Source organism: Telluria sp. AZSoR62, from assembly GCF_058111565.1.
In genome coordinates, this window is sequence record NZ_JBYTST010000020.1 from 1 (window position 1) to 25,726 (window position 25,726).

A 25,726-nucleotide genomic window follows, 5' to 3' on the forward strand; every position below is an offset into this window, starting at 1 on the left:
GCCGGCCTGATCATGGACGTCGACTTCGCCACCGAAAGCGCCAACATGACTTCCAGCCAGATGCTGCTGCAAGCCGGTACCGCCATGCTCAAGCAGTCGAACAGCATGTCGTCGATGGTCATGTCGCTCCTGCAGTAATCTAGCTTCTCCGGACTTGTCCGGTAGGGAATAGACAAAGGCCAACCGCAGTTTCCGGTTGGCCTTTACTTATTCCATCTTATACTTGTCTGTCCCTCACCTATCCTCGACCATGGTCAGCATCGTCCCGCTCATTCCCGCGATCCTTCCAGCGACGCAGCCCTTGCGCAACGGCGAGCTCGGGATCATGCCCGCGGCTGTCGCCCTCCTGGCCGAGGCCGAACTGGCCCTGCCCGTATCCCAGCCCCAGGCTGCCGCCGCCGCTTCCGCGACGGCCATGGACGACGCGGCCGCGCTGCGTCCGGACCAGGTCTTCCTGGCGCGCCAGATGGCCTACCCTGCCCTGGACGGCCGCGCGCTCGCGTCGAACTGGCGCGCGATGGTGCGCACCTACGGCGACCAGCAGACGCGCCGCGACCTGCAGGCGCGGGCCGGGGCCATGCCGCCGCTGCAGCTGGCCGCCGGCCAGCAGGGCCAGGTGGTGAACCAGCCTCAGGCCCAGCTGCTCGCGGCCGACGCCTGGCGCTTCACCGTCCATGCGGGCAATGCGCTGGCCCACCATCTGGAAGTGGTGGCCGAACGCGAAGACGAGCCGCCTGGCCGGCGCAAGCGCGCCCGTTTCGGACTGCGCCTGGAATTGAGCCTGGCCGACGGCACGCGCGTGGTGGTGCAGGTCGAACCGACGCCTGGCGGCATCGCGCTGGAATTGTGCGCGCAAGGCGCCGAAGCGCTGGGCCGCCTGCGCGCTTTGCAACCGATGCTGGAAAAAGCCGTGGCCCAGTCGGGACTGCAGGTGGTGCGCTGGCGCTTCCGCGATGCGCTCCCGCCGGGGAATGTGCATGCCGCGATGGCGGCGGCCGACGCCTCGAACGCCCTGAGCCTGCCGGTGTTCCGCGCACTGGCGGAGATGGCGCTACTGCTGCCGCTGGGCCCGCGCGTCAGCATCGCGGAAGACGCCGGCGAAGCCGACGACGCCGTCAGGGCCGACGACGCGGCTTAAGCGCCGGCTTGCGCCAGCCAGTCGCGGCAGGACTGGCGGAAGTGGGTGATCTTCGCTTCCGACGCCGCCGGATACGTGAGCGGCGCCGGGCTCCAGCTCGATTTCGGCACCAGCTTGCACACGGCGTGGTCTTCCTCGAACACCTTGCGGTTGATGTCGGCGCTGGACGCGAACAAGGGCGCCAGCAACTGGCCCGCGCGTTCGTTCGCCAGGTGGGCGCCCAGCAGGCGGCTGCTGAAATGCGTGCTTTCCTGACCGTTCGCGGCCGGGAAGAAATGCTGCAGCGAATACGAATAGCCGAAGGTCGACGAGATCATCGTGAACGGGAACAGGTAGATGCTCATATAGCCTTCGTACCCGTAATCGATCGCAAAATGGCGCTTCAAGGACCGCAGCTGCCTGGCCACCCGTTCGTTGCCGAGCGGGGCATGCCACACCGAATTGATTCCCAGGTAGTCGTTGGCGCCGGCCTGCAGGTCGAGCGTGCCCAGGGTCTCGGGATGCACCATCGAGATGTGATAGGGCTCGAGCGCATTCTCGACCGCGATCGGCCAGTAGCAGTCGAAGGCGTGGACGTTCAGGTCCAGGCGCCCCGCGATATTGAAGCCGATGTTCTCCAGCAGTTCGGCCGCGCCGCCCAGCTGCTCGCACAACGCCATGCGCGGCGCGATCCCGACGAACAGGAAGTCGCCGCACCAGTCCAGCTTGAACGTATTGAGCCGCGCGGTGGAGGTGTCGCAGCCTGCGAAGTCTTCCACCAGCGGCACGATCACCCTGCCCTTGTGGTAGCTCCAGCCGTGGTAGCGGCAGGTGGCGCGCTGCTTGCCTTCGTTACCTGCAAACATGCGCGCGCCGCGGTGCGGGCACAGGTTGTCGAATGCGAGCAGCTCGCCCGCATCGTTGAAGACCACCAGCTCGCCCAGCGGCGTGTCCATGCGCAGGTAGTCGCCGGGGGCCGGCAATTCGTTGCGATGGCAGGCCAGGTGCCAGTGCTCGCGGAACAGGCCTGCGTCGAGATCCATCGTCACAGCTTTTTCGCCGGCGCGGTGTACATGGTCGCGCCATCGGGCACGCTACGCAAGACCGTGGCGCCGGCGCCGATGCGCGCTTGCGCCCCGATGCGCACCTTGGGCAGCACGCGTGCGCCGGTGCCGAAGAAGCAGGCTTCGCCTACCTTCACCCAGCCGGTCAGGTCGACCTGCGAGCTCAGGGTCGAATACGCGCCCAGTTCGACGTCGTGCCCGACGCCGCTGAGCGCATTCACGGCGACGAAGTCGCCGACTGTTGCATCGGCCGAGACCACGGCCTGCGGACAGACCACGACGCCCTCGCCGAGTTTCGCGGTGCGCGCCACCACGGCGCTCGGGTGCACCAGCTGCGCGAATTGCGCGCCCTTCTCTTTCAGGCCGAGGACGATGCGGCGCTTGGCCTGCGGGTCGCCGATGGCGACGACCAGGCGGTCGCCCTCCTGCGGCGCGAAGTCGTCGATCGTGCCGAGGTAGTCCAGGGCGTAGTCGTAACCGTCGAGCGTCGTCGCGCTGCTATCGAGGAAGCCGGTGAAGGGCGTGCCGCCATCCTCGGCCCAGTTGATCAGTTCGCGGCCGAAGGCGCCGGCGCCGACCAGGATCAGGCGGGTGTTCATTTGCACAGGTAGCCTCCGTCGACCACTATCGTGGTGCCGGTCACCCAGCGCCCGGCGGGGCCGAGCAGGAAGGCCGCCGCATTGGCAACGTCGCCCGGCTCGCCAAAGCCCAGCAGGTGCTGCTGTTCATAGGCCTGCATGGCGGGGCCGGTGCTGCCGCGCGCCAGCCGATCGTGCATCGGCGTAAGCACCGCGCCGGCGGCAATCGCGTTGACGCGGATCCGGCGCGGCGCGAACTCGCAGGCGAGCGAGCGCACCATGCCGTCGATGCCGGCCTTGGCCGCCGAATACGCCGCCATCCCGGCCTGGCCAGAGGAGCCGGCCACCGAGGACATGAACACCAGCGCGCCGCCGTCCTGCATCGCGCCTTTGGAAGCCATGGCGCGGGCAATGCCCAGGGCCGCGAACAGCGAAGCGCCGAATACGTCGTTCACCTGCTGCTGGCGCAGCAGGCGCACCGGGCGGATGGCTTCGACGCCGGCGGCGTGGAACACGCCCGTGAAGGGGCCGTGCTGCTCGACCAGGGCCTTGAGCCAGTCCGCGGTGCCGTCGGCATCGAGCATGTCGAAAGTAGTGGCGGCATGGCTGCTCCCCGGCAGCGCGCCGACGGCCGCTTCGATGCGGGCCGCGTCGCGTCCGGCGCCGATCACGCGGCCGCCGCAGGCGGCGATCAGGCCGGCCGTCTCGCGGCCGATGCCCGACGAGGCGCCGGTGACCAGGTACGTGCCGCCGGCCAGGTAGGTAGTGGAATACACGCTCATCGTTCTATCGTCTCACAGACACGCAAGGGGCCCACGCTCAGCGAGCTGGAAGCCCAGGAATAGCCGACGCCAAAGCCGAACATGGCGATCCGGGTGGCGCGGGTGCGCAGGGTTTCGGCCAGGTCGGTCGTCATCAGGAGCGGGATCGAGGCCGAACTCGTGTTGCCGTAGCGGTCGATGTTCATCGGGGTTTTTTCGATCGGTAGCTTGGCCTTCTTGGCCAGGTGCTTGAGCATGAACAGGTTTGCCTGGTGGAACAGGAAGGCGTCGTGGGACTCCATCGGGGCGTCCGCATACTCGAAGGTGCGCGCAACCAAGGGTGGCACCGAGCGCAGCGTGAAATTGAAGATCTCGCCGCCGTCCATGTAGAGCGCGTCCAGCTTGCGCCCGTCCAGGCGCGCGTCGCTGCCGGGGACGTGCTCGCGGAAGCCGCCCTGCGGCACGATCAGGTTGGATGCGCCGCGGCCGTCGGTGCCGAGGATGAAGTGGGCAACGTCGCCTTCGCTGCCGGCTTCGATGGCAGTGACCGTGCCGGCGTCGCCGAACAGCAGCGCGGTGGCGCGGTCCTGCGGGTCGACGATGCGGCTGATGGTGTCGCCCACCGCCAGCAGCACGCGCCGCGCGGCGCCGCTTTGCACCATCGTCATGGCCAGCCACAGGCCATAGGGATAGCCCGAGCAGCCCAGGTTGATGTCGAAGGCGATGCAGCCGCTGGGGGCGCCCAGCTCGGCCTGCAGCGCGCAGGCGGTGGCGGGCAGCCGGTAGTCCGGCGTTTGCGAGACGAACAGCACGGCGTCGACCGAATCGGGCGCCCAGTCGAGCTTTGCCAGCAGCTCGGTTCCGGCCTCGCGGCACAGGTCGCGCGTGGTGACGCCAGGTGCGACCTGGCGGCGCGACTGCACGCCGACCAGCTTGACCACGTCGTCCACGGCCTTTTCGCCAAAGGTGGCGACGAAGCTGCTGTTGTCGAGCTCCTGCGCAGGCACGCAGGACACGACGCCCGCGATGCGCGCGCCGCGGGTAGCCGCTTCCCGTCCGGTCGGCCCGCCCACGCTCAGGCCTTCGCAGCCGCGATCAGGGCTTCGATGTCGCCGATGGTCTTGCAGGCGGCCAGCGCGGTCCCGTCGAGCATCACGTTGTAGCAGTCGTCCACCAGCGCGATGGTCGAGACCAGCGCCAGCGAATCCCACTGCGCGTCGGCGCTGCCCAGTTCGAATGCGGGGGTGATGTGCGATGGGTCGATCTCGAAGATCTCCGCCATGCCTTCGTAAAAGTTGCTCATGCTTTGTCCTGTTCAAATGTAAGTAGACACCCGGCCCAGGAATAGCCTACGCCAAAGCCGAGTAACATCAAGGTTTTCGGGGTGTCGAAGCAGCCCAGTTCGCGCATCGCGACCAGGGCCAGCGGGATGGTCGACGAGACCGTGTTGCCGCACTCCTCCACGTGGATCGGGAAGCGCGCCTCGTCCACGTCCATCTTCTTGCGCAGCGATTCGAGCATGAAGCGGTTGGCCTGGTGCAGCACGAAATAATCGACCGCGCTTTTCTCCATGCCGGCCTTGTCGAGCAAGGCATTGGCCGCGCGCGGCACTTCGCGCAGTGAAAAGGCCATCACGTCGGCGCCGGACATGAACAGATGGTCGCGGGTGCGGGTGTTGCCCGATTCGTCGGTGTATTCCGCGGCGGTGGCGTCGGTGCGGCGGCGGCGGAAGCCCCCGGTCTCGACGATCAGCTTGTTGCTGCCGCGGCCGTCGGTGCCGAACACGAACGGCCCGATCGCCGGCGCGCCGCTGTCGCTGGCCACCACGGCGGTGGCCGCGGCGCCGTCGCCGAACAGCGTGCGCACGCTCTTGTCGAGCGGATGGATGAATTTCGAATAGGTGTCGGCCGTCAGCACCAGCACGCAGCGCGCCGCGCCCGTTTCCACCAGGCCCCGCGCCAGCGACAGGCAGTAGACGAAACCGGAGCAGCCCAGGTTGACGTCGAGCGCACCGGCGCTGGTGCGGATGCCCAGCCGGTTCTGCAGGATGCAGGCGGTGGACGGCAGCACGTAGTCGGGCGCCTGGGTGCACAGGATGATGAAGTCGACGTCGATGGGCTTGACCACGCCGCGCGCGAACAGCGCTTCGGCCGCGCGCGCAGCCAGGTCGCCCGCGGTTTCGTCCGCGCCGGCGATGCGGCGGTTGCGGATGCCGGTCTTCTCCAGGATCTTGTCCGCGCTCCAGCCCTCGTACAGGGCGCCCAGCTCCTCGTTATCGAGGACCGTCTCGGGCAGGTAGCCGGCGATGTCGGCGATGCGTGCGACGGTCATGTCCGCGCTCCCAGTACCAGGTCGATGATGCGCTGCTGGTCGGCCTCGACCAGGCCGGGGTAGATCGGCAGGCACAGCACCTGCTCGGCGGCGCGGCTGGCGGCCGGCAGGTTGCCGGGGGCGCTGGACAGCATGCCGCGGTACATCGGGAAGCTCGAAATCAGGGGATAGAAATAGCGGCGCGCCACCACGCCGTGCTCTTTCAGGTGGGCGTACAGGGCGTCGCGGCTCATCGGATACTCCGGGCCGACCAGGATCGGGAAATAGGAGTAATTGCTGGCGAAGCCGTCTTCCATCCAGGGCCGTGCGCAGGTGATGCCCGGCGCCGCCGCAAAAGCCTCGGTATAGCGCCGCGCCACCAGCGCACGCGCCGCGATGGCCGCGTCGATGCCCTTGAGCTGCAGCAGGCCGAAGGCAGCGTTAATCTCGCTCATCTTGCCGTTGATGCCGGGGGCGACCACCGTGGTCTCGTCCACGAAGCCGAAGTTCTTGAGGCGGTCGATGCGCTGCTTGGTGCGCGCGTCCGGGCTGACGATGGCGCCGCCCTCGAAGGTGTTGAACACCTTGGTCGCGTGAAAACTCAGCACCGACAAATCGCCCGCGTTCAGGATGCTCCTGCCCTGCTCCTGCACGCCGAAGGCGTGGGCGGCGTCGTAGACCACCTTCAGGTTGTAGTTGTCGGCAATCGCCTGGATCGCGCGGGTGTCGCAGGGCTGGCCGTAGCAGTGCACCGGCATGATGGCGGTGGTCTGCGGGGTGATGGCCGCTTCGATCCGGCGCGGATCGAGGTTCAGGGTCTCCGGGTCGACGTCGACGAACACCGGCTTGATGCCGTTCCAGAGCAGCGAATGCGAGGTTGCAACGAACGAATACGGGGTGGTGATCACTTCGCCGGTGATGCGCAGCGCCTGCAAGGCCGTCAGCAGCGCCAGGGTGCCGTTGGTGAACAGGCTGATGTGCTCCACGCCCAGGTAGCGGCACAGGGCTTCTTCCAGCTGCTGGTGGAAGGGCCCGCCGTTGGTCAGCGTGCGGTTGCTCCAGATCTGCTCGAGATAGGGATAGAAGTCTTCCAGCGGCGGCATCTCCGGCTGGGTGACGTAGATCGGTTTGCCGTGGTCCATGGCTTAGCCCACCGTGCCGACGATGGAAACATCGTGGTTCTCGGGGATTTCGTTGTACGACAGGACGTGCAGGCCCGGCGCGAACAGGCGCGCGTAGCGGGCCAGCAGCGGGCGCACCTGCGGCAGCACCAGCAGCAGCGGCGGCGTGTGCTGCCCCTTCATCTGCTCGCGCGCCACCGGCATGTTGATCTGCAGTTGCGACAGCAGCTGCGGGTCGATCGGGTAGTTATCCAGCGCCACCTTGCCGCCGCCGTTCTGGCGCGCCTGGTTCAGGGAACCGAGCAGCATGTTTTCCAGTTCGGCCGACAGGTTAAAGGCGGGCATTTCCTTCTTCTTGCCGTACAGGCTGGAGACGATCTGGCGCCGCAGCGCGCAGCGCACCTCGGCCGCCAGCAGGATCGGGTCCTTGGTGGTTTCCGAGCTGTCGAGCAAGGTGGTGGCGATCACCACGATGTCCTTGAGCGACACGCCCTCCCCCAGCAGCACGCGGAACACGCGCAGCAGCTGGGTATGGGTGAGCGCCTTTTCCAGCGCGCCGGCCAGCTTGGGCGACAGGGCGGTGAGGCGCTCGATAATCGCCGGCACGTCTTCGTGGCGGAACAATTCGTGCAGGTATTCGCGCACTACCTTCGAGGTGTGGGTGGCGATCGCGCTCGGCACCTCGACCACCTGGTAGCCCAGGCCGAGGGCATGGCCTTTCTGGTCGGGCGTGATCCAGGTGATCGCCATGCCGTAGGCCGGCTCGATGCCGGGGATGCCATCGATTTCGCCGTACACGCTCGGCGACGGGATCGCCATCAGGTGCTCGGGCATGACCTCGGCTTCGGCCACCACGGTGCCCGACAGGCTGATCGCGTATTGCGAAGGACGCAGGGCCAGGTCGTCGCGCACGGAGATAGCGGGCAGCAGCATGCCCATCTGCTCGGACAGGCTCTGGCGCACGCCCTTGATGCGCTTGGTGAGGGGCTCGCCCTGGGCGCGGTCGATCATGCCGACCAGCTTGTAGCCGACCGCCACCGTCACCGGCTGCACCACGGGCAGCGCCTGCCAGTCGAGTTCCGGCGCGCGCTCGTCGCGCAGCGCCGCCTCGATCGCGGCCACGTTCTTGGTGTCGGGCGGCGCGACGCGCTGGTTCAGGCGCCAGCCGACATAGATCAGGGCGCCCGCGAAGGCGAAGAACGGCAGCTTGGGCATGCCCGGCACCAGGGCCAGCACGATCATCACGCCCGCGGCCGAGTACAGTACCGCCGGCTGGGCCAGCAGCTGGCCGCTGACCTGCTGCTCGAAGTCGCCCGATTCGCCGATGCGGGTCACCAGGATCGCGGCGGCGGCCGACAGCAGCAGCGCCGGGATCTGGCCGACCAGGCCGTCGCCGATGGTCAGCAGCGCATAGACCTTGAACGATTCGCCCAGCGGCAGGTCGTGCATCAGCGACCCGATGGCGATACCGCCGACCAGGTTGATGATCAGGATCATGATCGAGGCGACCGCGTCGCCGCGCACGAACTTCGAGGCGCCGTCCATGGCGCCGTAGAAGTCGGCTTCGGCCGCCACGTCCTTGCGGCGGATGACGGCCTGCTCCTGGTTGATCAGGCCGGCATTGAGGTCGGCGTCGATCGCCATCTGCTTGCCCGGCAGCGCGTCGAGCGTGAAGCGCGCCGACACTTCCGAGATGCGTTCCGCACCCTTGGTCACGACCACGAAGTTGATGATCATGAGGATCACGAACACCACCAGGCCGACCACGAAGTTGCCGCCGATGACGACATTGCCGAAGGCTTCGATCACGTGGCCGGCGGCGGCCGTGCCTTCGTGGCCGTTGAGCAGGACCACCCGGGTCGAGGCCACGTTCAGGGCCAGGCGCATCAGGGTGGTGCCCAGGATCACGGTTGGGAACACCGAGAAGTCGAGCGGCCGCTTGGCCGTCACCGACACCAGGATGACGATCAGCGCCAGCACGATGTTGAAGGTGAACAGGATGTCCAGCAGCACCGGCGGCAGCGGCAGCATGATCATCGCCAGCAGCGCGATCAGGAAGACCGGGCCGGCGAACTTGTGGCGCCGCAGCTCGGCAAGGAAGGACTTCAGGGCATTCATGCGGGAACCTCGCTCAGGTGAGATGGGACGACCACCTCGTTGGGGAACCGTGGGGGCGCGGGGCGCCGGCCTGCACGGAACGCATTCAGTTGCAGGACGTAATTCAGGACCTGCGATACGGCCTGGTACAGCTGCGCAGGAATCTGCTGCTGCACCTGGCTGGTGTTGTAGATCGCGCGCGCCAGCGGCGGCAGCGAAATGGTTTCGATCTTGTGCTCGAGCGCGACGCGGCGGATGTACAGCGCCATCTCGTCCACGCCCTTGGCCACCACGAAGGGCGCTTCGGCGCGGTTGGTATCGTATTTGAGCGCCACCGCATAGTGCTCCGGGTTGACGATGATGACGTCCGCCGTCGGCACGCTCTTGCGCACGCTGCGCTGGGCCAGCTGGTTCTGCAGCTGGCGGATGCGCTGCTTCACTTCCGGCCGGCCTTCGCTGCTCTTGTGCTCTTCCTTCATCTCCTGCTTGCTCATGCGCTGGTTTTTGGTGAACAGGAAGGCCTGCACCGGTACGTCCAGCAGCGCGAAGACGATGAACACGGTTACCAGCGCCATCAGGCCGTCCAGCATCAGCGCGCCGCCGCCGACCAGGGCGTCGGACAGCGGCATGCGCTGCAATTCCACGAAGGCCTTCATGCTCGAGCGGCACACATGCACCAGCACGAAGCCCAGCACGGTCGCCTTGGCCGCCGAGGTGGCGAATCCGATCCAGTGCTTTTGCGTGAACAGGTTGCCCAGGTTGGTCATCGGCGACAGGCGGCTGAACTTCGGCGCCATGTTCTTGCCCGAGGCGATGAAGCCGCCCGGGATCATGCCGGCCACGATGATCGCGAACGGCACCACCGCCAGCGGCAGCACCATCTTGATCAACAACAGCAAGGCGTCCGTGAACACGATCGACATCGCATTCTCGATCGCCCCCGCTTCCCCTAGCGGAACGAACACCATCCGGAACAGCATGCGGAAGGACTCCAGGTAACCCGGCAGCATCATGGCGAACAGCTTCAGGCTGATCAGGATGCCCACCGCCGTGGAGAGGTCGCGCGAACGGACGACCTGGCCCTCGTCGCGCGCTTTCTTGAGCTTTTGCGCTGAGGGCTTTTCGGTCTTGTCGCCACCGGTGCCGCTATCGGCCATGCGCCATCCTCATCTGCTCCTGCAGCATTTCCAGGATCTGGTTGGTCATCGAGACGTAATGCTCGGGTATGAAACGCACCACCTGCACCAGCATCAGCAGGCCGAAGATCGTCACCAGCGAGAATCCCAGCGAAAACAGATTCAGGCTCGGCGCCACCCGGTTCAGGAAGCCGAAGCCGATCTGCACCACCATGGTGGAAAACACGATCGGCAGCGCCAGCAGCACCGCCGCTGAAAACACCCAGGCCAGGTTCAGCGCCACCGCTTCCAGCAGCATCGGCCCGAAGCCGGCGCCCACCGGCCAGGCCTTGAAGCTCTGGCCGACCACGCCCATCAGGACCAGGTGGCCGTCGATCCCGAAGAACACCAGGATCGCCAGCAGCGACAACAGGCCCGAGACCACGTCGGAGGCCTGGCCGTTGACCGGATCGTTCATCTGCGCCATCGAGAAGCCCACCTGGCTCGAGGCCAGGAAGCCCAGCATCGAGACCACCGCCATCGCGAACTGCAGCGCCAGCCCGATCACGCCGCCGATGATGGCCTGCTCGACCATCGCCAGCACGCCGGCCAGCGAGAACGGATCGGGCATGGCGCCGCCCTTGGTCAGCGGCAGCATCATGAAGGCCAGCGCCACCGACAGCAGCGCGCGCACCGGCACCGAGACCGTGCCCTCGCCGAGCACCGGGGCGGTCGAGAGCATGGCCATGATGCGGCAGAAGGGCCACCACAGCGCGCCGATCAGGGGCATCAGGAAGCTGACCAGCTCCATGTCGTAACGGCCCTGCCCTAGCTCGCGAGCGTGGCCGCGCGCTGGAACACGGACACGCAGTAATCCATCAGCGTGCTCGTCATCCAGTGGCCGGCCAGGATCACCGCCAGCAGCGTGACCAGCAGGCGCGGCAGGAAGCTCAGGGTCTGCTCGTTGATCTGGGTCGCGGCCTGGAACAGGGCCACGATCAGGCCCATGACCAGGCCCGGCACGACCAGCACCAGCACCAGCAGCATCACGACCTGCAGGGCTTCGACCACCAGGTCGACAGCGATATCGGGACTCATCTTGACGGTCTCTTGTTCTAGTAGCCGTGGATACTGCCGACCAGCGTGTTCACGGTCAGGGTCCAGCCGTCCACCAGCACGAACAGCAGCAGCTTGAAGGGGAGTGAAATCACCAGCGGCGAGAGCATCATCATGCCCATCGCCATCAGCACCGAGGACACCACCAGGTCGATGATCAGGAAGGGGATGAACAGCATCGCCCCGATCTGGAACGCGGTCTTCAGTTCCGACAGCACGAAGGCGGCCAGCTTGGTGGTGAAGCCGCGCTGCTGGGGCGCCAGGTTGGCCGGCTCGCCAGCCAGGTGCGCGACCTGGGCCAGCGAGGTCTTGCTGGTCTGGGCCAGCATGAAGCGCGAGATGGGCACTTCGGCGATGCGCAAGGCTTCCTCCAGGCCGATCTTGTCTCGGTCGTAGGGCAGGAAGGCGTCGCGCCACACGGCTTCGCCGACCGGGCGCATGACCAGGATGGTGAGGATCAGGGCGATGCCGGTGATGATGCGGCTGGGCAGGCCCTGTTGCAGGCCGAGGGCCTGGCGCAGCAGCGACAGCACGATCACGAAGCGGGTGAAGCTGGTCATCATCATGACCATCACGGGCAGCAGCCCGAGCAGGGTCATCAGGACCAGGATCTGCGACTTGACGGTCATGCCCTGGGTCGAGGGCGGAATCACGCCCGGCAGGATGCTCGGCTGTTGTTGCTGGGCTGCGGCGGGCAGCGCAAGGGCGAGCAGCGCAAGCAGCAGCACGCCGGCCAATACCGGCAGTGCACGGCGCAGCAACGGCAGCTGCGCGCCGCGGACAAGCGAGGTCATTTAGTCAGCGCGTCCAGGTTCAGGCCGTCCAGGTCGATGACCTTCAGGCCGTACTGCTCGCCGGCGACGACGACTTCGGCGCGGCCGATCGGCGCGCCGTTGACCTTGATGACCAGCGGTTCGCCGGCCAGCGCGTCCAGCGGCACCACCGAGGACGGGCCGATCGACATCAGTTCCTGCAGCGAGATGCGGGCCGAGCCGACTTCGAGCGTCAGGGTCACCGGGATCCGGCGCATCATCTGCGGCAGCTGGCGCGCGGCGTTCTTGCCGGCGACGGCGGTGGCGGCATCGACGCCGTCGAGGTCGTCGATGATCAGGTCGGAGCCAGTCAGTTGCTCATTCAAATTCATATCCATTACTCGGCATCTTCAAAAGAGGTTAAACAGAGCTTGCCCTTGTGTTCGGCCACGGCGGCCGTGAACAGGCGCGATTCGTCGAGCAGCACGTCGGCGCGTCCCACCGACACGGGGATCACGTCGCCGACCTTCAGCTCGAACAGCGCGGCCAGCGTGATTTCCTTGCTGGCCAGGCGCCCGTCGAGCTTGACGAACAGGCCGCTCGACAGCGGCTCGCTGCTGCGCGCGGTGCGCACGCTGCTGCGCTCGTCCATCAGGCCCTGCAATACATGCGCCATCAATTCCTGGTCGAGGCCGATCCAGCAATGGCTGTCCGCCTGGCCATGGGCCGCGCGCAGCACGACCCGGATCACCCAGCCGGCCTTTCCCGGGGCGCTGGCCGCGGCAGGCGCGCCCAGCGTCAGGGGATCCACCGAGGATACCGCTTCCAGGCCCGCTGTACCAGCGTCGGCCAGGGCATCGGCGATGCAGGCATGCAGTTGTTCCGCCAGCTGGGCGGTCAGGGTCGCGGCCAGGCGCTCTTCGGTGGCGGTGACGCGCTCGGCCGAGGTATCGCGCGCCGCGCCGGGGGTGGCGCCCTGCGGCGCATTCTTGCGGCCGTAGCGCCCTTCCAGTAGTCCCAGCAGCAGGCTGCGCTCGAATGCGACGGCGGCGGTGCCCAGCGGGCCTTCCACCGACAGCCAGCGCAGGTTCGCTTGTTCGGGTGCGCGCTCGAACGCCAGGCTCGACAGCCGGTAGGCGCCCCAATAGCGGCGGCCGCCCGGCCCGCCCATGGTCGTGCCCAGGACATCGGCGAAGCGGCGCGCAAATTTTGGCAGCAGGTGCACAGGTCGTCCCAGCAAGCTGGGATCGAGTACCTGGTAGTCGCCCTGGCTGGCCCGCGGTCGTTCTGGAAGATTCATCGGCATGTTAATTAATCACTGGGTAACGGTGAATGTGTTTTTTTCATTCTCCTAGGCAACAATTATACATGGAGATTTGACGCAGGTACTTTGACATTCGCCTTTGATTTCCTACTTGCCGTACGGTAAGATCATATCTATTGCATGGCTTCACCCGGCCTCTCCCTATACGTACAGAGGAAAGACCCAGTACCAGGGTCAAGAATAAAACGGCCGTTCGTAGATCATTATTTAACAATCGGGGCCTTGATCCACGCCTCACGTCGACAAAATAAGACACATTTTGTCGCTCCCGAACAACACGTACCTGTTTATTGGAATGACGCATGGGAATCGAACTTGCCGGTCTGATCAAAGCTGACCTCGCCGCACTTACCAACGAAGCCAACCGCCTCGCGATCGCCCCCGCCGCCGACACCTCGGCCCAGGGTGCATTTAACAATTCGCCAAACGAGTTCTCGTTCACGCAAACCATGAAGAACGCGATCGCCAGCGTGGACGGCGAAGACCGCGCCGCCGGCGAGCGCATGGCCGCCGTCGATGCGGGCAAGAGCGATGACCTGGTCGGCGCCATGCTGGCCAGCCAGCAGGCCAGCCTGTCGTTCTCGATGCTCATGCAGGTCCGGAACAAGGTCATGGGCGCCGTCGACGAACTGATCAAGCTCCCGGTTTGATCTCCCTTCTTAAAGAGACGCATCTGTGATTTCCTCCCTCAAGGCCGCAGTCGGCGGCAAGCTGTCGCTGCCCTCGCTGCCGCCGGCATTGCGCAACAACTTCACCCTGCTGCTGGGCCTGGCGGTCGCCATCACGGCCGCCGTCATGATGTTTTCGTGGCAGGACCAGTCCAACTACAAGCCGGTCTTCGGCGCGCGCGAAAAGGTCGCCGCGTCCGACATGATGACCGTGCTCGAAGCCGAAGCCATCCCCTACCGCATCCACCCGGACAGCGGCCAGGTGATGGTGCCGTCCGGCGAACTGGGCAAGGTGCGCATGCTGCTGGCCGCCAAGGGCGTGACCGCCCAGCTGCCGGCCGGCCTTGAGCTGATGGACCGTAACGATCCGCTCGGCGTGTCGTCCTTCGTGCAGGACGTGCGCTTCCGCCGCGGCCTGGAAGGCGAACTGGCGCAGAGCATGCTGACCATGGACGCGATCGCCTCGGCGCGCGTGCACCTGGCCATCGCCAAGTCGAGCTCTTTTGTCGCCGGCGCGGGCGACCAGTCCTCCGCCTCGGTGGTGGTCGCGGTCAAGCCGGGCCGCTCGCTGTCGAACGAGCAGATCGCCGCGATCGTCAACATGGTCTCGAGCAGCGTCGCCAACCTCAGCCCTAGCCGGGTGTCGCTGGTCGACCAGGCCGGCAACTACCTGTCCTCGCGCGTCGACCTGGCCGACGGCTTCGACGGCCAGGTGCAGGGCGACGGCGCCGCCAAGCGCTACACCGACACGGTGCGCTCCAACGTCAACGAACTGCTGGCGCCGGTGCTGGGCGCGAACAACTACAAGGTCAGCGTTACCGCCGACGTCGACAACGACAAGATCGAGGAAACCCAGGAAAAATACGGCGAAGCCCCGAAGGTCACCAGCGAAGCGATGCGCGAGGAGATGGAGCGCAGCCGCATGGCCCTGGGCGTGCCGGGCACCCTGTCGAACCGCCCGCCGGTGGCAGCCGACCCTGCCGCGGCCCAGGCCGATGCGCAGAACCCGGACGCCGACAAGGACAACGGCAGCGCGCGCAAGAACGCCACCACCCGCCAGTACGCCTATGACCGCGCGATCACCCAGATCAAGCGCTCGCGTGGTCGGCTGAAGAAGCTGTCGGTGGCCGTGGTGCTGAACAACGCCAGCGCCGCCAACGCCAAGGTCGGCTACACCCCGGTGGAACTGGCCAATATCGAGAAGATCCTGCGCGGCGGCCTGGGCATCGACGCCGCACGTGGCGACGTGCTGACTGTCTCCGCCCTGACCTTCCCGGCCGCCCCGGTGGCCCAGGAATGGTGGCAGGAGCGCGACAACGTCGTCGACATGACCAGCTACGGCATGTATGCGCTGGGCGCCCTGCTGGCGTATTTGCTGCTGGCCCGTCCGCTGCTGCGCGCCGTGACCACCCGCCTGGCGCCGCAGCCGCCGCTGGTGCCGGCGCCGATCTCGCTGCCGGGCGCGCCTGGCGCAGCCGTCGCTGTTCCTGGCACGGCCGCCCTGCCTGCGGGCGCGCCTGCCGCACTGGGCGCGCCGGCTGCCGCCGCTCCTGGCGCGATGCCGGTGGTGCCGCTGCTGGAAAACTACGATCTCCCGCCGACCGGTTCCTCCGTGGACGTGATGGTCGATCACCTGAAGGTCCTCGCCGGCAAAGAGCCTGAGCGCGTCGCCGAAGTCGTCAAACAATGGGTACAGAAAAAACATGGCCGAGCTGAATAACCTTGAAGGCGCCGAAGGCGCACTGTCCCCGGTCGAGCAGGCCGCCATCGTGCTGCTGTCGATCGGTGAAGAAGGCGCGGCCGCCGTGCTGCGCTGCCTCGAGCGCGACGAGCTGCTGGAGCTGACCCAGGTCATGTCGCGCATGAGCGGTATCAAGGTCGATACCGTCAAGACCGCGGTCCAGAACTTCTTCGACGACTACCGCCAGCAAAGCGGCCTGCACGGCGCCTCGCGCAGCTACCTCAAGCGCTCGCTCGACCTGGCGCTGGGCAACGACATCGCCAACAGCGTCCTGAACACGATCTACGGCGACGCCATCCGCCCGATGATGGCGCGCCTGCAGTACGCTTCGCCGAAATGGCTGGCCGAATTCATCTCGCACGAACACGTGCAGATGCAGGCCGTGTTCCTGGCCTTCCTGCCCCCGGCGATGGCTTCGCACATCCTGGAAGCGCTGCCGGTCGAGGGCCGTGAACTGGTCCTGCTGAACATGGCGCGCCTCGACGAGATCGACCGCGACGTGCTGCACGAACTGGAAGAGCTGGTCAACCGCTGCCTGGCCGCCCTGGATACCCAGAGCGCCAGCGTGGAAGGCGTGCGCCAGGTCGCCGAGATCCTCAACCGCCTGCAGGACAACCGTGCCGGCATGGTCGAGCTGCTGCGCGCCCACGATCCGGATGTCGTCTCGCAGATCGAGATGTCGATGTACGACTTCTTCATCCTGTCGCGCCAGACCGAACAGGTCATCACCCGCCTGCTCGACGAAGTGCCGCTGGAGCAGTGGGCGGTCGCGCTCAAGGGCGCCGAGCCGCAGCTGCGCGACGCCGTGCTGTCGGCGATGCCGAAGCGCCAGGCGCAGAGCTTCGAGGACCTGATGCGCCGTTCGGGCCCGGTCCCGATGTCGCGCATCGAACAGACCCGCCGCGAGATCATGGCCACCGTCAAGGGCCTGGCCGACGCAGGCGAGATCGACATCCAGCTGTTTGCCGAGGCTACCGCCGAATGAAGCAATTCCGGGCTTACCACTTCCCTCCGCTGCACCAGTTCCCCGGGGCCCAGCGCCCCGGCGCGTCCGGCCCTGCAGGCAGCCCTGCCTCGGCCGAAGAATGGCAAAGCGCGCTGGCCGACGGCTACCGCCAGGGCCAGCGCGAAGGCTATGAAGCGGGCCTGGACCAGGGCCGCTCGGACGGCTATCCGGTCGGCCAGAGCGAAGGCCTGCAGCGCGGCATCGAAGAAGGCCGCGAGATGGCCCAGGCCAGCTTCGAAGAGCTGGTCAAGCCGGTCGACGCCATGCTCAAGGCCCTGAAAAAGCTCAAGACCGACATGCGCGCGGCCCAGCGCAAGGAAGTGGTCGATCTGGTCGGCAAGATCGCCCGCCAGGTGATCCGCGCCGAACTGGCGCTGCAGCCCGTGCAGCTGCTGGCGCTGGTGGAAGAAGCGCTGTCGGTGATGCCGCCTTCGCGCGACCAGGTGGAAGTGTTCCTGAATCCGGAAGAACTGCGCCGGGTGCTCGAACTCGATCCGAAGCGCGCCAAGAAATGGACCCTGCTGCCCGACCCGGCGCTCGAACCCGGCGAATGCCGCGTGCGCTCGGGCGACAACGAAGTCGACGCCGGCTGCCAGGGGCGCTTGAGCGCGGTGATGGACCAGGTGCGCGAGCAGCTGCTCGACGACGAGGACGGCGAATGACGGCCCTCGCTTCGCGCCTGCGCGCGGTCGAACTAGGGGCGGTGCCGGTCGCCACCCCCACCGGCCGCCTGGTCGGCGCCCAGGGCCTGCTGCTGGAATCGGTCGGCTGTCCGCTGCACACCGGCCAGCGCTGCCGCATCGAGACCGTCGATGGCGGCTGGCTCGACGCGCAAGTCGTGGGCTTCAAGGAGAAGGTCTCCTACCTGATGCCGTTCAAGAAGGCCACGGGCCTGGCCACCGGCGCGCGGGTACTCCCGACCCCGGTGCCGCCCGAGGTGATGATCGGCCCCTCGTGGATGGGCCGCATGGTCAACGGCCTGGGCGAGCCGATCGACGGCCTGGGCAAACTGGGCGGCGACCAGCCGCTGTCGAGCACCCCGCCCAAGGTCAACCCTTTGAAAAAGGCGCCGGTCGAGGAACCGCTCGACGTCGGCGTGCGCGCGATCAATGCGATGCTCACCATCGGCAAGGGCCAGCGCGTCGGCCTGATGGCCGGTTCCGGCGTCGGCAAGTCCGTGCTGCTGGGCCTGATCACGCGCCAGACCGTGGCCGACGTGATCGTGGTCGGCCTGATCGGCGAGCGTAACCGCGAAGTGCGCGAATTCGTCGAGAAGTCGCTCGGGCCCGAAGGCCTCAAGCGCGCCGTGCTGGTGGTGGCGCCGGCCGACGAGTCGCCCCTGATGCGCGTGATGGCCACCGAGATGTGCCATTCGATCGCGGCGCACTTCCGCGACCGCGGCCAGAACGTGCTGCTGCTGTGCGATTCGCTCACCCGCTACGCGATGGCGCTGCGCGAAGTGGCGCTGTCGCTGGGCGAGCCGCCGGCCACGCGCGGTTATCCGCCGTCGGTGTTCTCGAACATGCCGCAGCTGGTGGAATCGGCCGGCAACGGCGAGAACCCGAAGGGCAGCATGAGCGCGATCTATACCGTGCTGGCCGAAGGCGACGACCAGCAGGACCCGGTGGTCGACTCGGCGCGCGCGATCCTGGACGGCCACATCGTGCTCACGCGCGAGCTGGCCGAGCGCGGCCACTATCCGGCCATCGACGTGGCCCAGTCGATCTCGCGCTGCATGGCGCAGGTGGTCGGCCAGGAACACGCGCTGGCCGCACGCAAGCTCAAGGCCTCGCTGGCGCGCCATGCGCGCGTGCGCGACCTGATCCCGCTGGGCGCCTACGTGCCGGGCGCCGATCCGGAAACCGACAAGGCGGTGCGCCTGCACCCGCACATCGAAGCCTTCCTGTGCCAGGGCACGCGTGAAGAAGCCCCGATGCCGGGCAGCGTCGAACAGTTGAAAGCGATGATGGCATGAGCAATGGCGTGAACGAGAAGCACATGATCGACAGCCTGGGCACGCTGGTGAAGCTGCGCAGCACGGAAGTAGACCGCCTGCAGGCCGACATGGCGACCCAGGAAGCCACCCGCGTGCGCTACCAGAACAACCTGGCCCGCATGGATGCGCTGGCCCAGGGCAGCGGCCCGACAGGCGCCCTGCCCCCGGCGCTGGCGCTGAACTGCGGCGCCTACAAACAGAACGTGATGGCGATGGCCGACCTGCACCGCACCGACCTGGCCCTGCACGAGGCCAACATGGCGGTATCGCAGCGCAAGCTGACCGCCGCCTGGACCCGCCGCGAACTGCTGGGCAAGGTGCTCGAGCAGCAGGAAACCCAGTTGTCGCGCGCCCAGGAGCGCATCGTACGCAAGCGCGAAGACGACATCGCCACCCAGTCCTGGATGGCGGGACGGACCGCTTGAGCACCGAGCGAAATTCAGCACCAGATCAGCAGTACCACAGCAAGTAGTCAGGAGAAACGACATGGCATCCGCAATCACCGCACCGACTTACGACCCGATCAATACCGCCAATTCGCTGGCGGACAAGTACGTCCTGGCGCGCCAGAAGATCCTGGATGCCCAGGGCGCCGCGGCGCGCGCCACCGAAAAGGGCTTGACCGACCTGGGTTCGGCGATGAGCGCATTCCAGACCAGCCTGGCCGCACTGACGGGCCTGAACAAGAGCCTGTACGCGCAGGCGGCCACCTTCAGCGACACCGCGATCGGCAGCGCCACCGCCGGCCCCACCGCGGCCCCGGGCAACTACTCGTTCTTCGTGGCGAAACTGGCCACCGCCAGCCAGGTGTCGTATGCCGGCCTCACCGACAACGCCGGCGTGGCCGGCACCCTGCACATCAACATGGGCGGCTCGCTGGCCTTCGACGTGAACATGAATGCGGCCGACACCGACGGCAACGGCACCCTCACCACGCGCGAGCTGGCGGCGGCGATCAACGGCGCCACCGGCAACACCTCGCTGGTCACCGCCTCGATCGTCACCACCGGCGCCACCTCGGAGCTGGTGCTGACCGCCAAGAACACCGGCGAAGCCAGCCTCATCACCATCGACACCAACGACATCGCGGGCGCCTCGAGCCTGGCGGCGGCCAATGCCGATCCGCTGCGCAAGCGCACCCTGGTGGCGGCGCAGGATGCGGAAGTGTACATCGGCGGCGAGAGCGGCACGCTGCTCAAGCAGGCCAGCAACACCTTCACCAACATCGACGGCGTGAAGATGACCTTCACCAAGGCCCAGGCCCCGGGCAGCGCGCCGGTGTCGATCGCGGTCGGCGCCGACAGCAAGAATACGGTCGCCAACGTGCAGGCCTTCATCGACGCCTACAACAAGCTCAAGACGGTGCTCAACAAGCTGACCGACGCGGGCGATCCGTCCAAGAAGGATGCGGGCGGCGCCTTTGCCCATGACGGCGGCATCCGCGCCCTGAACCAGCGCATGGTCGGCCTGCTGCGCCCGTCGACGACCGGCGACACCCTGGCATCCTTCGGCATCATCGCGACCCGGGACGGCATGCTAGAACTCAAGACCGAGCGCCTGCAAAGCCAGCTGGCACTGAAACCCACCGGCCTCGATACCCTGATCGGCTCGAGCTCGGCCTCGAACCCGACCGGCATCGCCGGCGCGCTCGACAAATTCGTCAAGGGCTGGAACAACGCGGCCGACGGCCAGATCAAGCAGCGCAAGGAACAGGTCAGCAACCTGCAGTCTACGCTGGCCGACCGCCAGGCCTTCCTCGAGCAGCAGCACGAGGCGGCCTACCAGCGCTACCTGAAACAATTCACGGCCCTGCAGTCGCTGCAAGGCGCCATGACCAACAACCTCTCGATGTTCGATGCCATGTTCGGCAACAACAAAGACTAAACGACACTACGGGATCCGACATGTCCTATCAAGAAGCCTACGGCAGCTACCACGCCGTCAACCTCGATGCGCAGACCTCGCGCGCCTCGCCGGTGGAGCTGGTCCTGCTGCTTACCGACGGCCTGCTCGACGAGCTGGCGCGCGCCCGCGCCCACATCGCCGCACGCCGCTTCGAAGCCAAGGCGGCCAGCATCGACAAATGCGTCGAGATCATCAACGGCCTGTCGAGCTCCCTCGATTTCGACCAGGGCGGCGAGACCGTCGCCAACCTGGCGCGCATCTATGATTTCTGCGCCCAGCACCTGCACGGCGCCGGCATCAAGCTCGACCCGACCATGGTCGACGAAGTGATCCGCGTGCTCACCACCATTCGCCAGGGCTGGAAAGGCGTCCAGGAGCGCAATGGATAGGTCGCGCGCCATCGACGGCCTGGCCAAGGTGCTGCAGGACGCCGGCGCCCGCGCCGACTGGGACGGGCTTGCCCACGCCGCGCGCGAGCTCGGCCCCCGGCTGCAGGTGCTGGCCTCCAGCACGCCCTGGAGCGGCGCCGAGCGCGCCGCCCTCGGCCGCCTGCGCAGCGCGCACGACGCCGCAGCCGGCCAAGTGGCCGCGGCCGCCGGGCAGCTGCAGGCGCGCCTGGACGACATGCGCATCAACAAGGACGGCTGGATGGCCTATGCCCTCGCGGGCGAACCCGAATCTGGTAACACCACCACATGAATATCACGATGAACAGCGCCCCCCTGCCGGTTAGCAGCGAAGCCACCGTCGCCGCCAACGGCGCGACCGCCCTCCCGGCCGAAGCCTTGCCGCTCGATCCGGCGCAACTGGCCGCCACGAGCGTCCCGGCAGCCATGCCCTTCCTGCAGTTCATGGACCTGAACGCGGCGGCCATGCCGGCCGGCGAGCATCCGGCGCCGGAACTGGCTGCCGTCGACGCCCCGGCCCCGCTGGATGGCGCCGCGTCTGCACCGGCCGCCGCCGAAGTCGCGGAAGAAGCGCCGGCTGCCAGCACCGACACCCTGCTTGCCGCCATGGCCATGCCCCTGATGCCCTCGATGATGATGGCCATGCCGGCCGCCCTGCCCGCCGGCCTGCGCTTCGCCTCGAGCAAGCCGGAACAGCAAGCCACGAGCAGCGCACCGGTTGCCACCGCTGCTGCGGCCAGCACCACCGGCGCCATCGAGCTGCCGCTGGCTGCCGCCGCGACGCCGGTCGCACCAGCGCCGGACGCCGCCCTGCCGGCGCAAGCCACCGATACCGCCTCGGCCCAGCTGGCGCGCGCCAGCGTGGCCAACGCACAGCCGGCGGCGGTTGCCGGCGCCAGCCAGCCGGCTGCCGCAGCCGTGCAGGCCCAGCCGCGCGAAGCCGCCGCTCCCGAGGCTGCTGCGCCCGCCGGCAGCAATGCAGGCTTCGGCGTCAGTGCTCCCGCCGCACCGGCCACCCCCGTGCGCGACGGCGGCACCCTGACGCTGGCCGGCCCACCGACCGCCTGGCGCCAGTCGCTGCAGGAAGCCCTGGGCGATCGCCTGAACCTGCAGCTGGCCAAGAACGCCGAGCAGGCCGTGATCCGCCTCGAACCGCCGATGCTGGGCCGGGTCGAGATCTCGATCCGCCACAGCGCCGGCGCGCTCGAAGTGAACATCACGGCGACCCACAGCGAAGTGCTGCGCCAGCTGAACACCGTCAGCGACAACCTGCGCAGCGACCTGGCCGGACGCCAGTACACCGACGTGTCGGTCAACGTCAGCCAGGCCACGCCGCGTGCCCAGGCCGCCGCGCAAGCCGGCAGCGGCGCCGGTTTCGGCGCCGGAGCGGATTCGCAGGGCCGCAGCCAGAAAGGCGAGGACCAGGACGAGCGCACACCCGGCGCAGCCCTGGCCGAAGCCCACCATTCCAACACCGCGTTCTCCCTGAGCGGACGCGCTTGAGCCCACGACCATGAACAGTAAAGCCAAACTGATCGCCGCCTTCCTCGGCGTTGCCGTCCTTGCCGCGGGAGCGGCCGGCGGCGCCATGTGGTACATGGCGCCCGCAACCGCCGCCGGCGCCGTCGCCGCCAAGCCGGCCCCGGAAAAGAAGCTGACCAAGTACGTCACCCTCGACAAGGTGATCGTCATGCTGCGCCGCATGCCGAACCAGCCCACCGCCCACTACCTGTCGGTCGACCTGGTGCTGGCCACCACGCCGGAGCAGGAAAAGGAAGCCAAGGAACACCTGCCGCTGCTGCGCAGCGTCGCCGTCTCGAGCCTGTCGGCCTACACGGTGGCGGAAGCGTCCAGCATGACGGTGGACCAGTATGCCCAGCAGCTGAACAAGACTTTCGACGCCAGCTATGCCAAGGAAAACCATGAAAAGCCGTTTTCCGAAGTCATGATCGGCAAGCTGATCGTCGAATGATCATCGATTAAGGACCGGGGACATCGTGGCCTATACAGCCGACTATGCCGATTCCAGCGCCGCTTCCCTGTACGGGGAGGCGCCCGCCAACGCGGGCATGCTGCCTGCCGAGGAGCAGCGCCACCTGCTCGCGTATGCGCCGCTGGTCAAGCGCATCGTGCGCCAGCTGAACTCGCAGGTGTCTGGCGCGGTCTCGCGCGAGGACATGGAGCAGATCGGGCTGATGGGGCTGCTCGAGGCGCTGCGCCGCTATGGGCAGCCCGACAACGGCTTCGGCAGCTATGCCTCGCTGCGCGTGCGCGGCGCCATTCTGGACGAGCTGCGGCGCCAGGACTGGCGCCCGCGCGCGGTGCGCCAGGACAGCCACCGCATGCGCGACGAGCTGCGCGCCCTCACCCGCCGCCTGGGACGCGAACCGAGCGAGAAGGAAGCCGCCGCCGCCCTCGGCATGTCGGCCGACGCATTCCGCCAGCACGTGCTCGACGACGTCGCCGAGGAGATGCTCAGCTTCGACGAGGTGCTGCAGGAAGCCACCGACCACGCCCACAGCGCGCCCAGCCCGGAAGAAAGCTATATGGTGCGGCGCAGCCTGGAGCAGGTGCTGGGCAGCCTGAACGAAAAAGAACAGCGCGTGATCCAGATGATCTACGAGTTCGAACTGAGCTACAAGGAAATCGCCGCCGTGCTCGACCTGTCGGACGCCCGCGTCTGCCAGCTCAACAAGAGCGCACTGGCAAAAATGAAGGCTGCGCTCGGGCGCGCCTGACCTTTTTACTACAGCAACAAGCAGGCAACAAGAAAGGCAGTACGTCATGCAGCAACTACTAGGTCTTGCCATCGTGCTCGGCGCCGTCTTCGGGGGCTTCTCCCTGATGGGCGGCACCTTCGCCTCGATCTTCCACCCGATCGAGCTCCTGATCATCGGCGGCGCCGCCTTCGGCGCCCTGGTGCTGGGCAACCAGAAGCACGTGCTGGGCGAAATGGCGCACCAGCTGAAAAAGGTCATGGCGCGCAGCAAGCACGACTCGGAATTCCAGCGCCAGCTGCTGCTGCTCATGTACGAACTGCTGCAGACCGCCGCCGGCGGCCTGAAGGCGCTCGACGCCCACGTCGAGGCGCCGTCGGAAAGCCCGCTGTTCCAGCGCTACCCGCGCATCCTGGACGAGCCCAAGCTGCTGGCTTTCATCGTCGATAACTTCCGCCTGATGGCGATGGGCAAGATCAACGCCCACGAACTCGAAGGCGTGCTGGAGCAGGAACTGGAAGCCATCCACGAAGAACTGACCCAGCCGGCCAAGTCGCTGCAGAAGATCGCCGAAGCGATGCCGGGCTTCGGCATCCTGGCCGCGGTGCTGGGCATCGTGATGGCGATGTTCTCGGTCTCGGGCGGCGCGGACTCCGGCGAGATCGCCGAAAAGATCGGCGCCGCGATGGTCGGCACCTTCATCGGTATCTTCTTCTGCTACGGCCTGCTCGAACCGCTGGCGAACATGATGAAGCAGCTGGTCAATTCGGAAGCCTCGACCATGGAAACCGTGAAAGTGGTGCTGTGCACCCACGTGGCGGGCAAGCCGGCGCTGCTGGCGATCGACGCCGGTCGCCGCCTGATCCAGCTCAACACCAAGCCCAGCTTCGCCCAGCTCGAACAGTGGATCAATGCGATGGGCGGCGAAGATGAATCGCAGAACAAGCGGCGCCGTACGGCCGACCGCATGACGGGATAATCGTGTCAAAAGCTAACGAAAAGCACGAATCGACCATCGTCAAGCGCGGCGGCGGCAAGCATGCGCACGACGAGCACGGGGGCGCCTGGAAGGTGGCCTTCGCCGACTTTTGCCTGGCTTTGATGGCATTGTTTCTAGTCTTGTGGCTGATTGCCTCGCGGGAACAACAGAATCTCAAGAAAATCGTGCGTGATGCAACCGAGAACGGTATGCTCGACGAAAAGGGCCGCAAGCCCGAGATCGCGGCGGAACCGAGCGGCAGCCTGATCGAGCGTTTCGAGTTGCCGCTGGCCGGCAGCGCCGGCAACCAGGCCCCGGGCAGCCCGAACGCTCCGCGCGTGGCCTACGAGTCGCCGGAAGACCTGGCGGCGCTGTCGAAGGCGCTGGGCGAAATGAGCAAGGATGCGGGCCTGGCGGCCAACCTGGACACCGTGATCACGCCCTATGGCCTGCGCGTCATGCTGCACGACACCGACCGCCAGGGCATGTTCATGCGCGGCAGCGCCCTGCCCACCGGGCGCTTCGTGCGCCTGCTGCGCAAGATGGGACCGCTGTTCGCGCAAATGGAAAACCAGATGCTCATCGTCGGCCATACGGATTCGTCGCGCTTTGCCGGCTCGGACAAGGGCGGCTATTCGAACTGGGCCCTGTCGACCGACCGCGCGCTGTCGGCGCGGCGCGAGCTGCTCGACGGCGGCATGCGCAGCGAGTCCGTGCTGCAGGTGGTGGGCATGTCCGACCGCGCGCCGCTGGAAATGAAGGAACCGCTGGCGGGAGTGAACCGCCGCATCGAACTGCTGATCCTGACGACTGGCCAGTCGCGCATGGTCGCCAGCATGTTCGGCAAGCCCGGCGCCACCACCCCGCTGGGGAAGGACGCGTCGATCAGCATGCCCGACGCGGCGGCACTGGACAAGCTGCGCAGCCAATTGCCGAAGTAAACCCATGAGTA

30 protein-coding genes are annotated in these 25,726 nt (G+C 67.0%); 16 read left to right on the plus strand and 14 right to left on the minus strand.

The window, feature by feature from the left end; all coding sequences use genetic code 11:
* Together AC3XQU_RS21780 and AC3XQU_RS21785 are read left to right on the plus strand one after the other, a co-directional pair.
* A partial coding sequence (locus AC3XQU_RS21780; protein WP_489876309.1) for a flagellin occupies nt 1-138 on the plus strand: 138 nt, incomplete at its 5' end.
* A 112-nt stretch (nt 139-250) separates the two neighbouring features.
* On the plus strand, nt 251-1,138 hold the full coding sequence (locus AC3XQU_RS21785) for a hypothetical protein (RefSeq protein ID WP_489876252.1): 888 nt from the start codon (nt 251-253) through the stop codon (nt 1,136-1,138).
* On the opposite strand, the gene AC3XQU_RS21790 is transcribed toward AC3XQU_RS21785, so the two are convergent.
* The 14 genes from AC3XQU_RS21790 to AC3XQU_RS21855 are packed head-to-tail and all read right to left on the minus strand — an operon-like array spanning nt 1,135 to nt 13,331.
* Nucleotides 1,135-2,160, minus strand: coding sequence for an aromatic ring-hydroxylating oxygenase subunit alpha (locus AC3XQU_RS21790; protein ID WP_489876253.1), 1,026 nt, complete (start codon nt 2,158-2,160; stop codon nt 1,135-1,137). The genes AC3XQU_RS21785 and AC3XQU_RS21790 overlap by 4 nt on opposite strands.
* A 2-nt stretch (nt 2,161-2,162) precedes the next feature.
* Nucleotides 2,163-2,780, minus strand: a complete 618-nt coding sequence (locus AC3XQU_RS21795; RefSeq protein ID WP_489876254.1) for an acetyltransferase — start codon at nt 2,778-2,780, stop codon at nt 2,163-2,165.
* On the minus strand, nt 2,777-3,535 hold the full coding sequence (locus AC3XQU_RS21800) for an SDR family NAD(P)-dependent oxidoreductase (protein WP_489876310.1): 759 nt from the start codon (nt 3,533-3,535) through the stop codon (nt 2,777-2,779). The genes AC3XQU_RS21795 and AC3XQU_RS21800 overlap by 4 nt, the downstream gene beginning before the upstream one ends.
* 2 nt (nt 3,536-3,537) lie before the next feature.
* Nucleotides 3,538-4,593, minus strand: a complete 1,056-nt coding sequence (locus AC3XQU_RS21805; protein ID WP_489876255.1) for a ketoacyl-ACP synthase III — start codon at nt 4,591-4,593, stop codon at nt 3,538-3,540.
* 2 nt (nt 4,594-4,595) lie between these two features.
* Nucleotides 4,596-4,823 carry an acyl carrier protein gene (locus AC3XQU_RS21810; RefSeq protein ID WP_489876256.1) on the minus strand — a complete coding sequence of 76 codons (228 nt, stop codon included), beginning with the start codon at nt 4,821-4,823 and terminating at the stop codon, nt 4,596-4,598.
* A complete protein-coding gene (locus tag AC3XQU_RS21815) occupies nt 4,820-5,851 on the minus strand; it encodes a ketoacyl-ACP synthase III (protein WP_489876257.1) in 1,032 nt (343 codons plus the stop codon). Before AC3XQU_RS21815 ends, AC3XQU_RS21810 begins: the two co-directional genes overlap by 4 nt.
* Nucleotides 5,848-6,972 (minus strand): DegT/DnrJ/EryC1/StrS family aminotransferase, encoded by a 1,125-nt coding sequence (locus AC3XQU_RS21820; RefSeq protein ID WP_489876258.1) that lies wholly within the window; start codon nt 6,970-6,972, stop codon nt 5,848-5,850. Before AC3XQU_RS21820 ends, AC3XQU_RS21815 begins: the two co-directional genes overlap by 4 nt.
* 3 nt (nt 6,973-6,975) lie before the next feature.
* On the minus strand, nt 6,976-9,069 hold the full coding sequence (locus AC3XQU_RS21825) for a flagellar biosynthesis protein FlhA (protein ID WP_489876259.1): 2,094 nt from the start codon (nt 9,067-9,069) through the stop codon (nt 6,976-6,978).
* Nucleotides 9,066-10,205 (minus strand): flagellar type III secretion system protein FlhB, encoded by a 1,140-nt coding sequence (gene flhB, locus AC3XQU_RS21830; RefSeq protein WP_489876260.1) that lies wholly within the window; start codon nt 10,203-10,205, stop codon nt 9,066-9,068. Before flhB ends, AC3XQU_RS21825 begins: the two co-directional genes overlap by 4 nt.
* Nucleotides 10,195-10,974, minus strand: a complete 780-nt coding sequence (gene fliR / locus AC3XQU_RS21835) for a flagellar biosynthetic protein FliR (protein WP_489876261.1) — start codon at nt 10,972-10,974, stop codon at nt 10,195-10,197. The genes flhB and fliR overlap by 11 nt, the downstream gene beginning before the upstream one ends.
* Before the next feature lie 17 nt (nt 10,975-10,991).
* Nucleotides 10,992-11,261 carry a flagellar biosynthesis protein FliQ gene (gene fliQ / locus AC3XQU_RS21840; RefSeq protein ID WP_489876262.1) on the minus strand — a complete coding sequence of 90 codons (270 nt, stop codon included), beginning with the start codon at nt 11,259-11,261 and terminating at the stop codon, nt 10,992-10,994.
* 17 nt (nt 11,262-11,278) lie between these two features.
* A complete protein-coding gene (fliP, locus tag AC3XQU_RS21845; protein WP_489876263.1) occupies nt 11,279-12,073 on the minus strand; it encodes a flagellar type III secretion system pore protein FliP in 795 nt (264 codons plus the stop codon).
* Nucleotides 12,070-12,429, minus strand: a complete 360-nt coding sequence (locus AC3XQU_RS21850; protein ID WP_489876264.1) for a FliM/FliN family flagellar motor switch protein — start codon at nt 12,427-12,429, stop codon at nt 12,070-12,072. The genes fliP and AC3XQU_RS21850 overlap by 4 nt, the downstream gene beginning before the upstream one ends.
* Nucleotides 12,429-13,331 (minus strand): FliM/FliN family flagellar motor C-terminal domain-containing protein, encoded by a 903-nt coding sequence (locus tag AC3XQU_RS21855; protein WP_489876265.1) that lies wholly within the window; start codon nt 13,329-13,331, stop codon nt 12,429-12,431. The genes AC3XQU_RS21850 and AC3XQU_RS21855 overlap by 1 nt, the downstream gene beginning before the upstream one ends.
* 326 nt (nt 13,332-13,657) lie before the next feature.
* Here AC3XQU_RS21855 and fliE point away from each other — a divergent pair, with 326 nt between their 5' ends.
* The 14 genes from fliE (at nt 13,658) to AC3XQU_RS21925 (ending at nt 25,715) form a co-directional block, all read left to right on the plus strand.
* Nucleotides 13,658-14,005, plus strand: a complete 348-nt coding sequence (gene fliE / locus AC3XQU_RS21860) for a flagellar hook-basal body complex protein FliE (RefSeq protein ID WP_489876266.1) — start codon at nt 13,658-13,660, stop codon at nt 14,003-14,005.
* Nucleotides 14,006-14,030: 25 nt separating this feature from the next.
* Entirely contained in the window at nt 14,031-15,743 is a 1,713-nt protein-coding gene (gene fliF / locus AC3XQU_RS21865) for a flagellar basal-body MS-ring/collar protein FliF (RefSeq protein WP_489876267.1), read from the plus strand.
* Nucleotides 15,727-16,749: a flagellar motor switch protein FliG gene (locus tag AC3XQU_RS21870; RefSeq protein ID WP_489876268.1), complete on the plus strand. Its 1,023-nt coding sequence runs from the start codon at nt 15,727-15,729 to the stop codon at nt 16,747-16,749. Before fliF ends, AC3XQU_RS21870 begins: the two co-directional genes overlap by 17 nt.
* Complete coding sequence (gene fliH / locus AC3XQU_RS21875; RefSeq protein ID WP_489876269.1) at nt 16,746-17,432, plus strand: flagellar assembly protein FliH; 687 nt, start codon at nt 16,746-16,748, stop codon at nt 17,430-17,432. The genes AC3XQU_RS21870 and fliH overlap by 4 nt, the downstream gene beginning before the upstream one ends.
* On the plus strand, nt 17,429-18,745 hold the full coding sequence (fliI, locus tag AC3XQU_RS21880; protein WP_489876270.1) for a flagellar protein export ATPase FliI: 1,317 nt from the start codon (nt 17,429-17,431) through the stop codon (nt 18,743-18,745). The genes fliH and fliI overlap by 4 nt, the downstream gene beginning before the upstream one ends.
* Entirely contained in the window at nt 18,742-19,191 is a 450-nt protein-coding gene (locus tag AC3XQU_RS21885; protein ID WP_489876271.1) for a flagellar FliJ family protein, read from the plus strand. Before fliI ends, AC3XQU_RS21885 begins: the two co-directional genes overlap by 4 nt.
* Before the next feature lie 61 nt (nt 19,192-19,252).
* Nucleotides 19,253-20,650 carry a flagellar filament capping protein FliD gene (fliD, locus tag AC3XQU_RS21890; protein WP_489876272.1) on the plus strand — a complete coding sequence of 466 codons (1,398 nt, stop codon included), beginning with the start codon at nt 19,253-19,255 and terminating at the stop codon, nt 20,648-20,650.
* Between the two features lie 20 nt (nt 20,651-20,670).
* Entirely contained in the window at nt 20,671-21,060 is a 390-nt protein-coding gene (fliS, locus tag AC3XQU_RS21895; protein ID WP_171085854.1) for a flagellar export chaperone FliS, read from the plus strand.
* Nucleotides 21,053-21,370 carry a hypothetical protein gene (locus AC3XQU_RS21900; RefSeq protein WP_489876273.1) on the plus strand — a complete coding sequence of 106 codons (318 nt, stop codon included), beginning with the start codon at nt 21,053-21,055 and terminating at the stop codon, nt 21,368-21,370. Before fliS ends, AC3XQU_RS21900 begins: the two co-directional genes overlap by 8 nt.
* Entirely contained in the window at nt 21,367-22,581 is a 1,215-nt protein-coding gene (locus AC3XQU_RS21905; RefSeq protein WP_489876274.1) for a flagellar hook-length control protein FliK, read from the plus strand. The genes AC3XQU_RS21900 and AC3XQU_RS21905 overlap by 4 nt, the downstream gene beginning before the upstream one ends.
* A 10-nt stretch (nt 22,582-22,591) precedes the next feature.
* Nucleotides 22,592-23,050: a flagellar basal body-associated FliL family protein gene (locus tag AC3XQU_RS21910; protein WP_489876275.1), complete on the plus strand. Its 459-nt coding sequence runs from the start codon at nt 22,592-22,594 to the stop codon at nt 23,048-23,050.
* Nucleotides 23,051-23,075: 25 nt separating this feature from the next.
* Nucleotides 23,076-23,816 carry a FliA/WhiG family RNA polymerase sigma factor gene (locus tag AC3XQU_RS21915; RefSeq protein ID WP_489876276.1) on the plus strand — a complete coding sequence of 247 codons (741 nt, stop codon included), beginning with the start codon at nt 23,076-23,078 and terminating at the stop codon, nt 23,814-23,816.
* A 46-nt stretch (nt 23,817-23,862) separates the two neighbouring features.
* Nucleotides 23,863-24,774, plus strand: coding sequence for a flagellar motor stator protein MotA (gene motA / locus AC3XQU_RS21920; RefSeq protein ID WP_489876277.1), 912 nt, complete (start codon nt 23,863-23,865; stop codon nt 24,772-24,774).
* A 2-nt stretch (nt 24,775-24,776) separates the two neighbouring features.
* On the plus strand, nt 24,777-25,715 hold the full coding sequence (locus tag AC3XQU_RS21925; protein WP_489876278.1) for a flagellar motor protein MotB: 939 nt from the start codon (nt 24,777-24,779) through the stop codon (nt 25,713-25,715).
* The last annotated feature ends 11 nt before the right edge of the window (nt 25,716-25,726 follow it).

Coding starts and splice junctions, on each gene's coding strand:
- AC3XQU_RS21785 (WP_489876252.1), top strand. CDS start 251: ATGGTCAGCATCGTCCCGCTCATTCCCGCGATCCTTCCAGCGACGCAG.
- AC3XQU_RS21790 (WP_489876253.1), bottom strand. CDS start 2,160: ATGGATCTCGACGCAGGCCTGTTCCGCGAGCACTGGCACCTGGCCTGC.
- AC3XQU_RS21795 (WP_489876254.1), bottom strand. CDS start 2,780: ATGAACACCCGCCTGATCCTGGTCGGCGCCGGCGCCTTCGGCCGCGAA.
- AC3XQU_RS21810 (WP_489876256.1), bottom strand. CDS start 4,823: ATGAGCAACTTTTACGAAGGCATGGCGGAGATCTTCGAGATCGACCCA.
- AC3XQU_RS21815 (WP_489876257.1), bottom strand. CDS start 5,851: ATGACCGTCGCACGCATCGCCGACATCGCCGGCTACCTGCCCGAGACG.
- AC3XQU_RS21820 (WP_489876258.1), bottom strand. CDS start 6,972: ATGGACCACGGCAAACCGATCTACGTCACCCAGCCGGAGATGCCGCCG.
- AC3XQU_RS21825 (WP_489876259.1), bottom strand. CDS start 9,069: ATGAATGCCCTGAAGTCCTTCCTTGCCGAGCTGCGGCGCCACAAGTTC.
- flhB (WP_489876260.1), bottom strand. CDS start 10,205: ATGGCCGATAGCGGCACCGGTGGCGACAAGACCGAAAAGCCCTCAGCG.
- fliR (WP_489876261.1), bottom strand. CDS start 10,974: ATGGAGCTGGTCAGCTTCCTGATGCCCCTGATCGGCGCGCTGTGGTGG.
- fliQ (WP_489876262.1), bottom strand. CDS start 11,261: ATGAGTCCCGATATCGCTGTCGACCTGGTGGTCGAAGCCCTGCAGGTC.
- fliP (WP_489876263.1), bottom strand. CDS start 12,073: ATGACCTCGCTTGTCCGCGGCGCGCAGCTGCCGTTGCTGCGCCGTGCA.
- AC3XQU_RS21850 (WP_489876264.1), bottom strand. CDS start 12,429: ATGGATATGAATTTGAATGAGCAACTGACTGGCTCCGACCTGATCATC.
- AC3XQU_RS21855 (WP_489876265.1), bottom strand. CDS start 13,331: ATGAATCTTCCAGAACGACCGCGGGCCAGCCAGGGCGACTACCAGGTA.
- fliE (WP_489876266.1), top strand. CDS start 13,658: ATGGGAATCGAACTTGCCGGTCTGATCAAAGCTGACCTCGCCGCACTT.
- AC3XQU_RS21870 (WP_489876268.1), top strand. CDS start 15,727: ATGGCCGAGCTGAATAACCTTGAAGGCGCCGAAGGCGCACTGTCCCCG.
- fliH (WP_489876269.1), top strand. CDS start 16,746: ATGAAGCAATTCCGGGCTTACCACTTCCCTCCGCTGCACCAGTTCCCC.
- fliI (WP_489876270.1), top strand. CDS start 17,429: ATGACGGCCCTCGCTTCGCGCCTGCGCGCGGTCGAACTAGGGGCGGTG.
- AC3XQU_RS21885 (WP_489876271.1), top strand. CDS start 18,742: ATGAGCAATGGCGTGAACGAGAAGCACATGATCGACAGCCTGGGCACG.
- fliD (WP_489876272.1), top strand. CDS start 19,253: ATGGCATCCGCAATCACCGCACCGACTTACGACCCGATCAATACCGCC.
- fliS (WP_171085854.1), top strand. CDS start 20,671: ATGTCCTATCAAGAAGCCTACGGCAGCTACCACGCCGTCAACCTCGAT.
- AC3XQU_RS21900 (WP_489876273.1), top strand. CDS start 21,053: ATGGATAGGTCGCGCGCCATCGACGGCCTGGCCAAGGTGCTGCAGGAC.
- AC3XQU_RS21905 (WP_489876274.1), top strand. CDS start 21,367: ATGAATATCACGATGAACAGCGCCCCCCTGCCGGTTAGCAGCGAAGCC.
- AC3XQU_RS21910 (WP_489876275.1), top strand. CDS start 22,592: ATGAACAGTAAAGCCAAACTGATCGCCGCCTTCCTCGGCGTTGCCGTC.
- motA (WP_489876277.1), top strand. CDS start 23,863: ATGCAGCAACTACTAGGTCTTGCCATCGTGCTCGGCGCCGTCTTCGGG.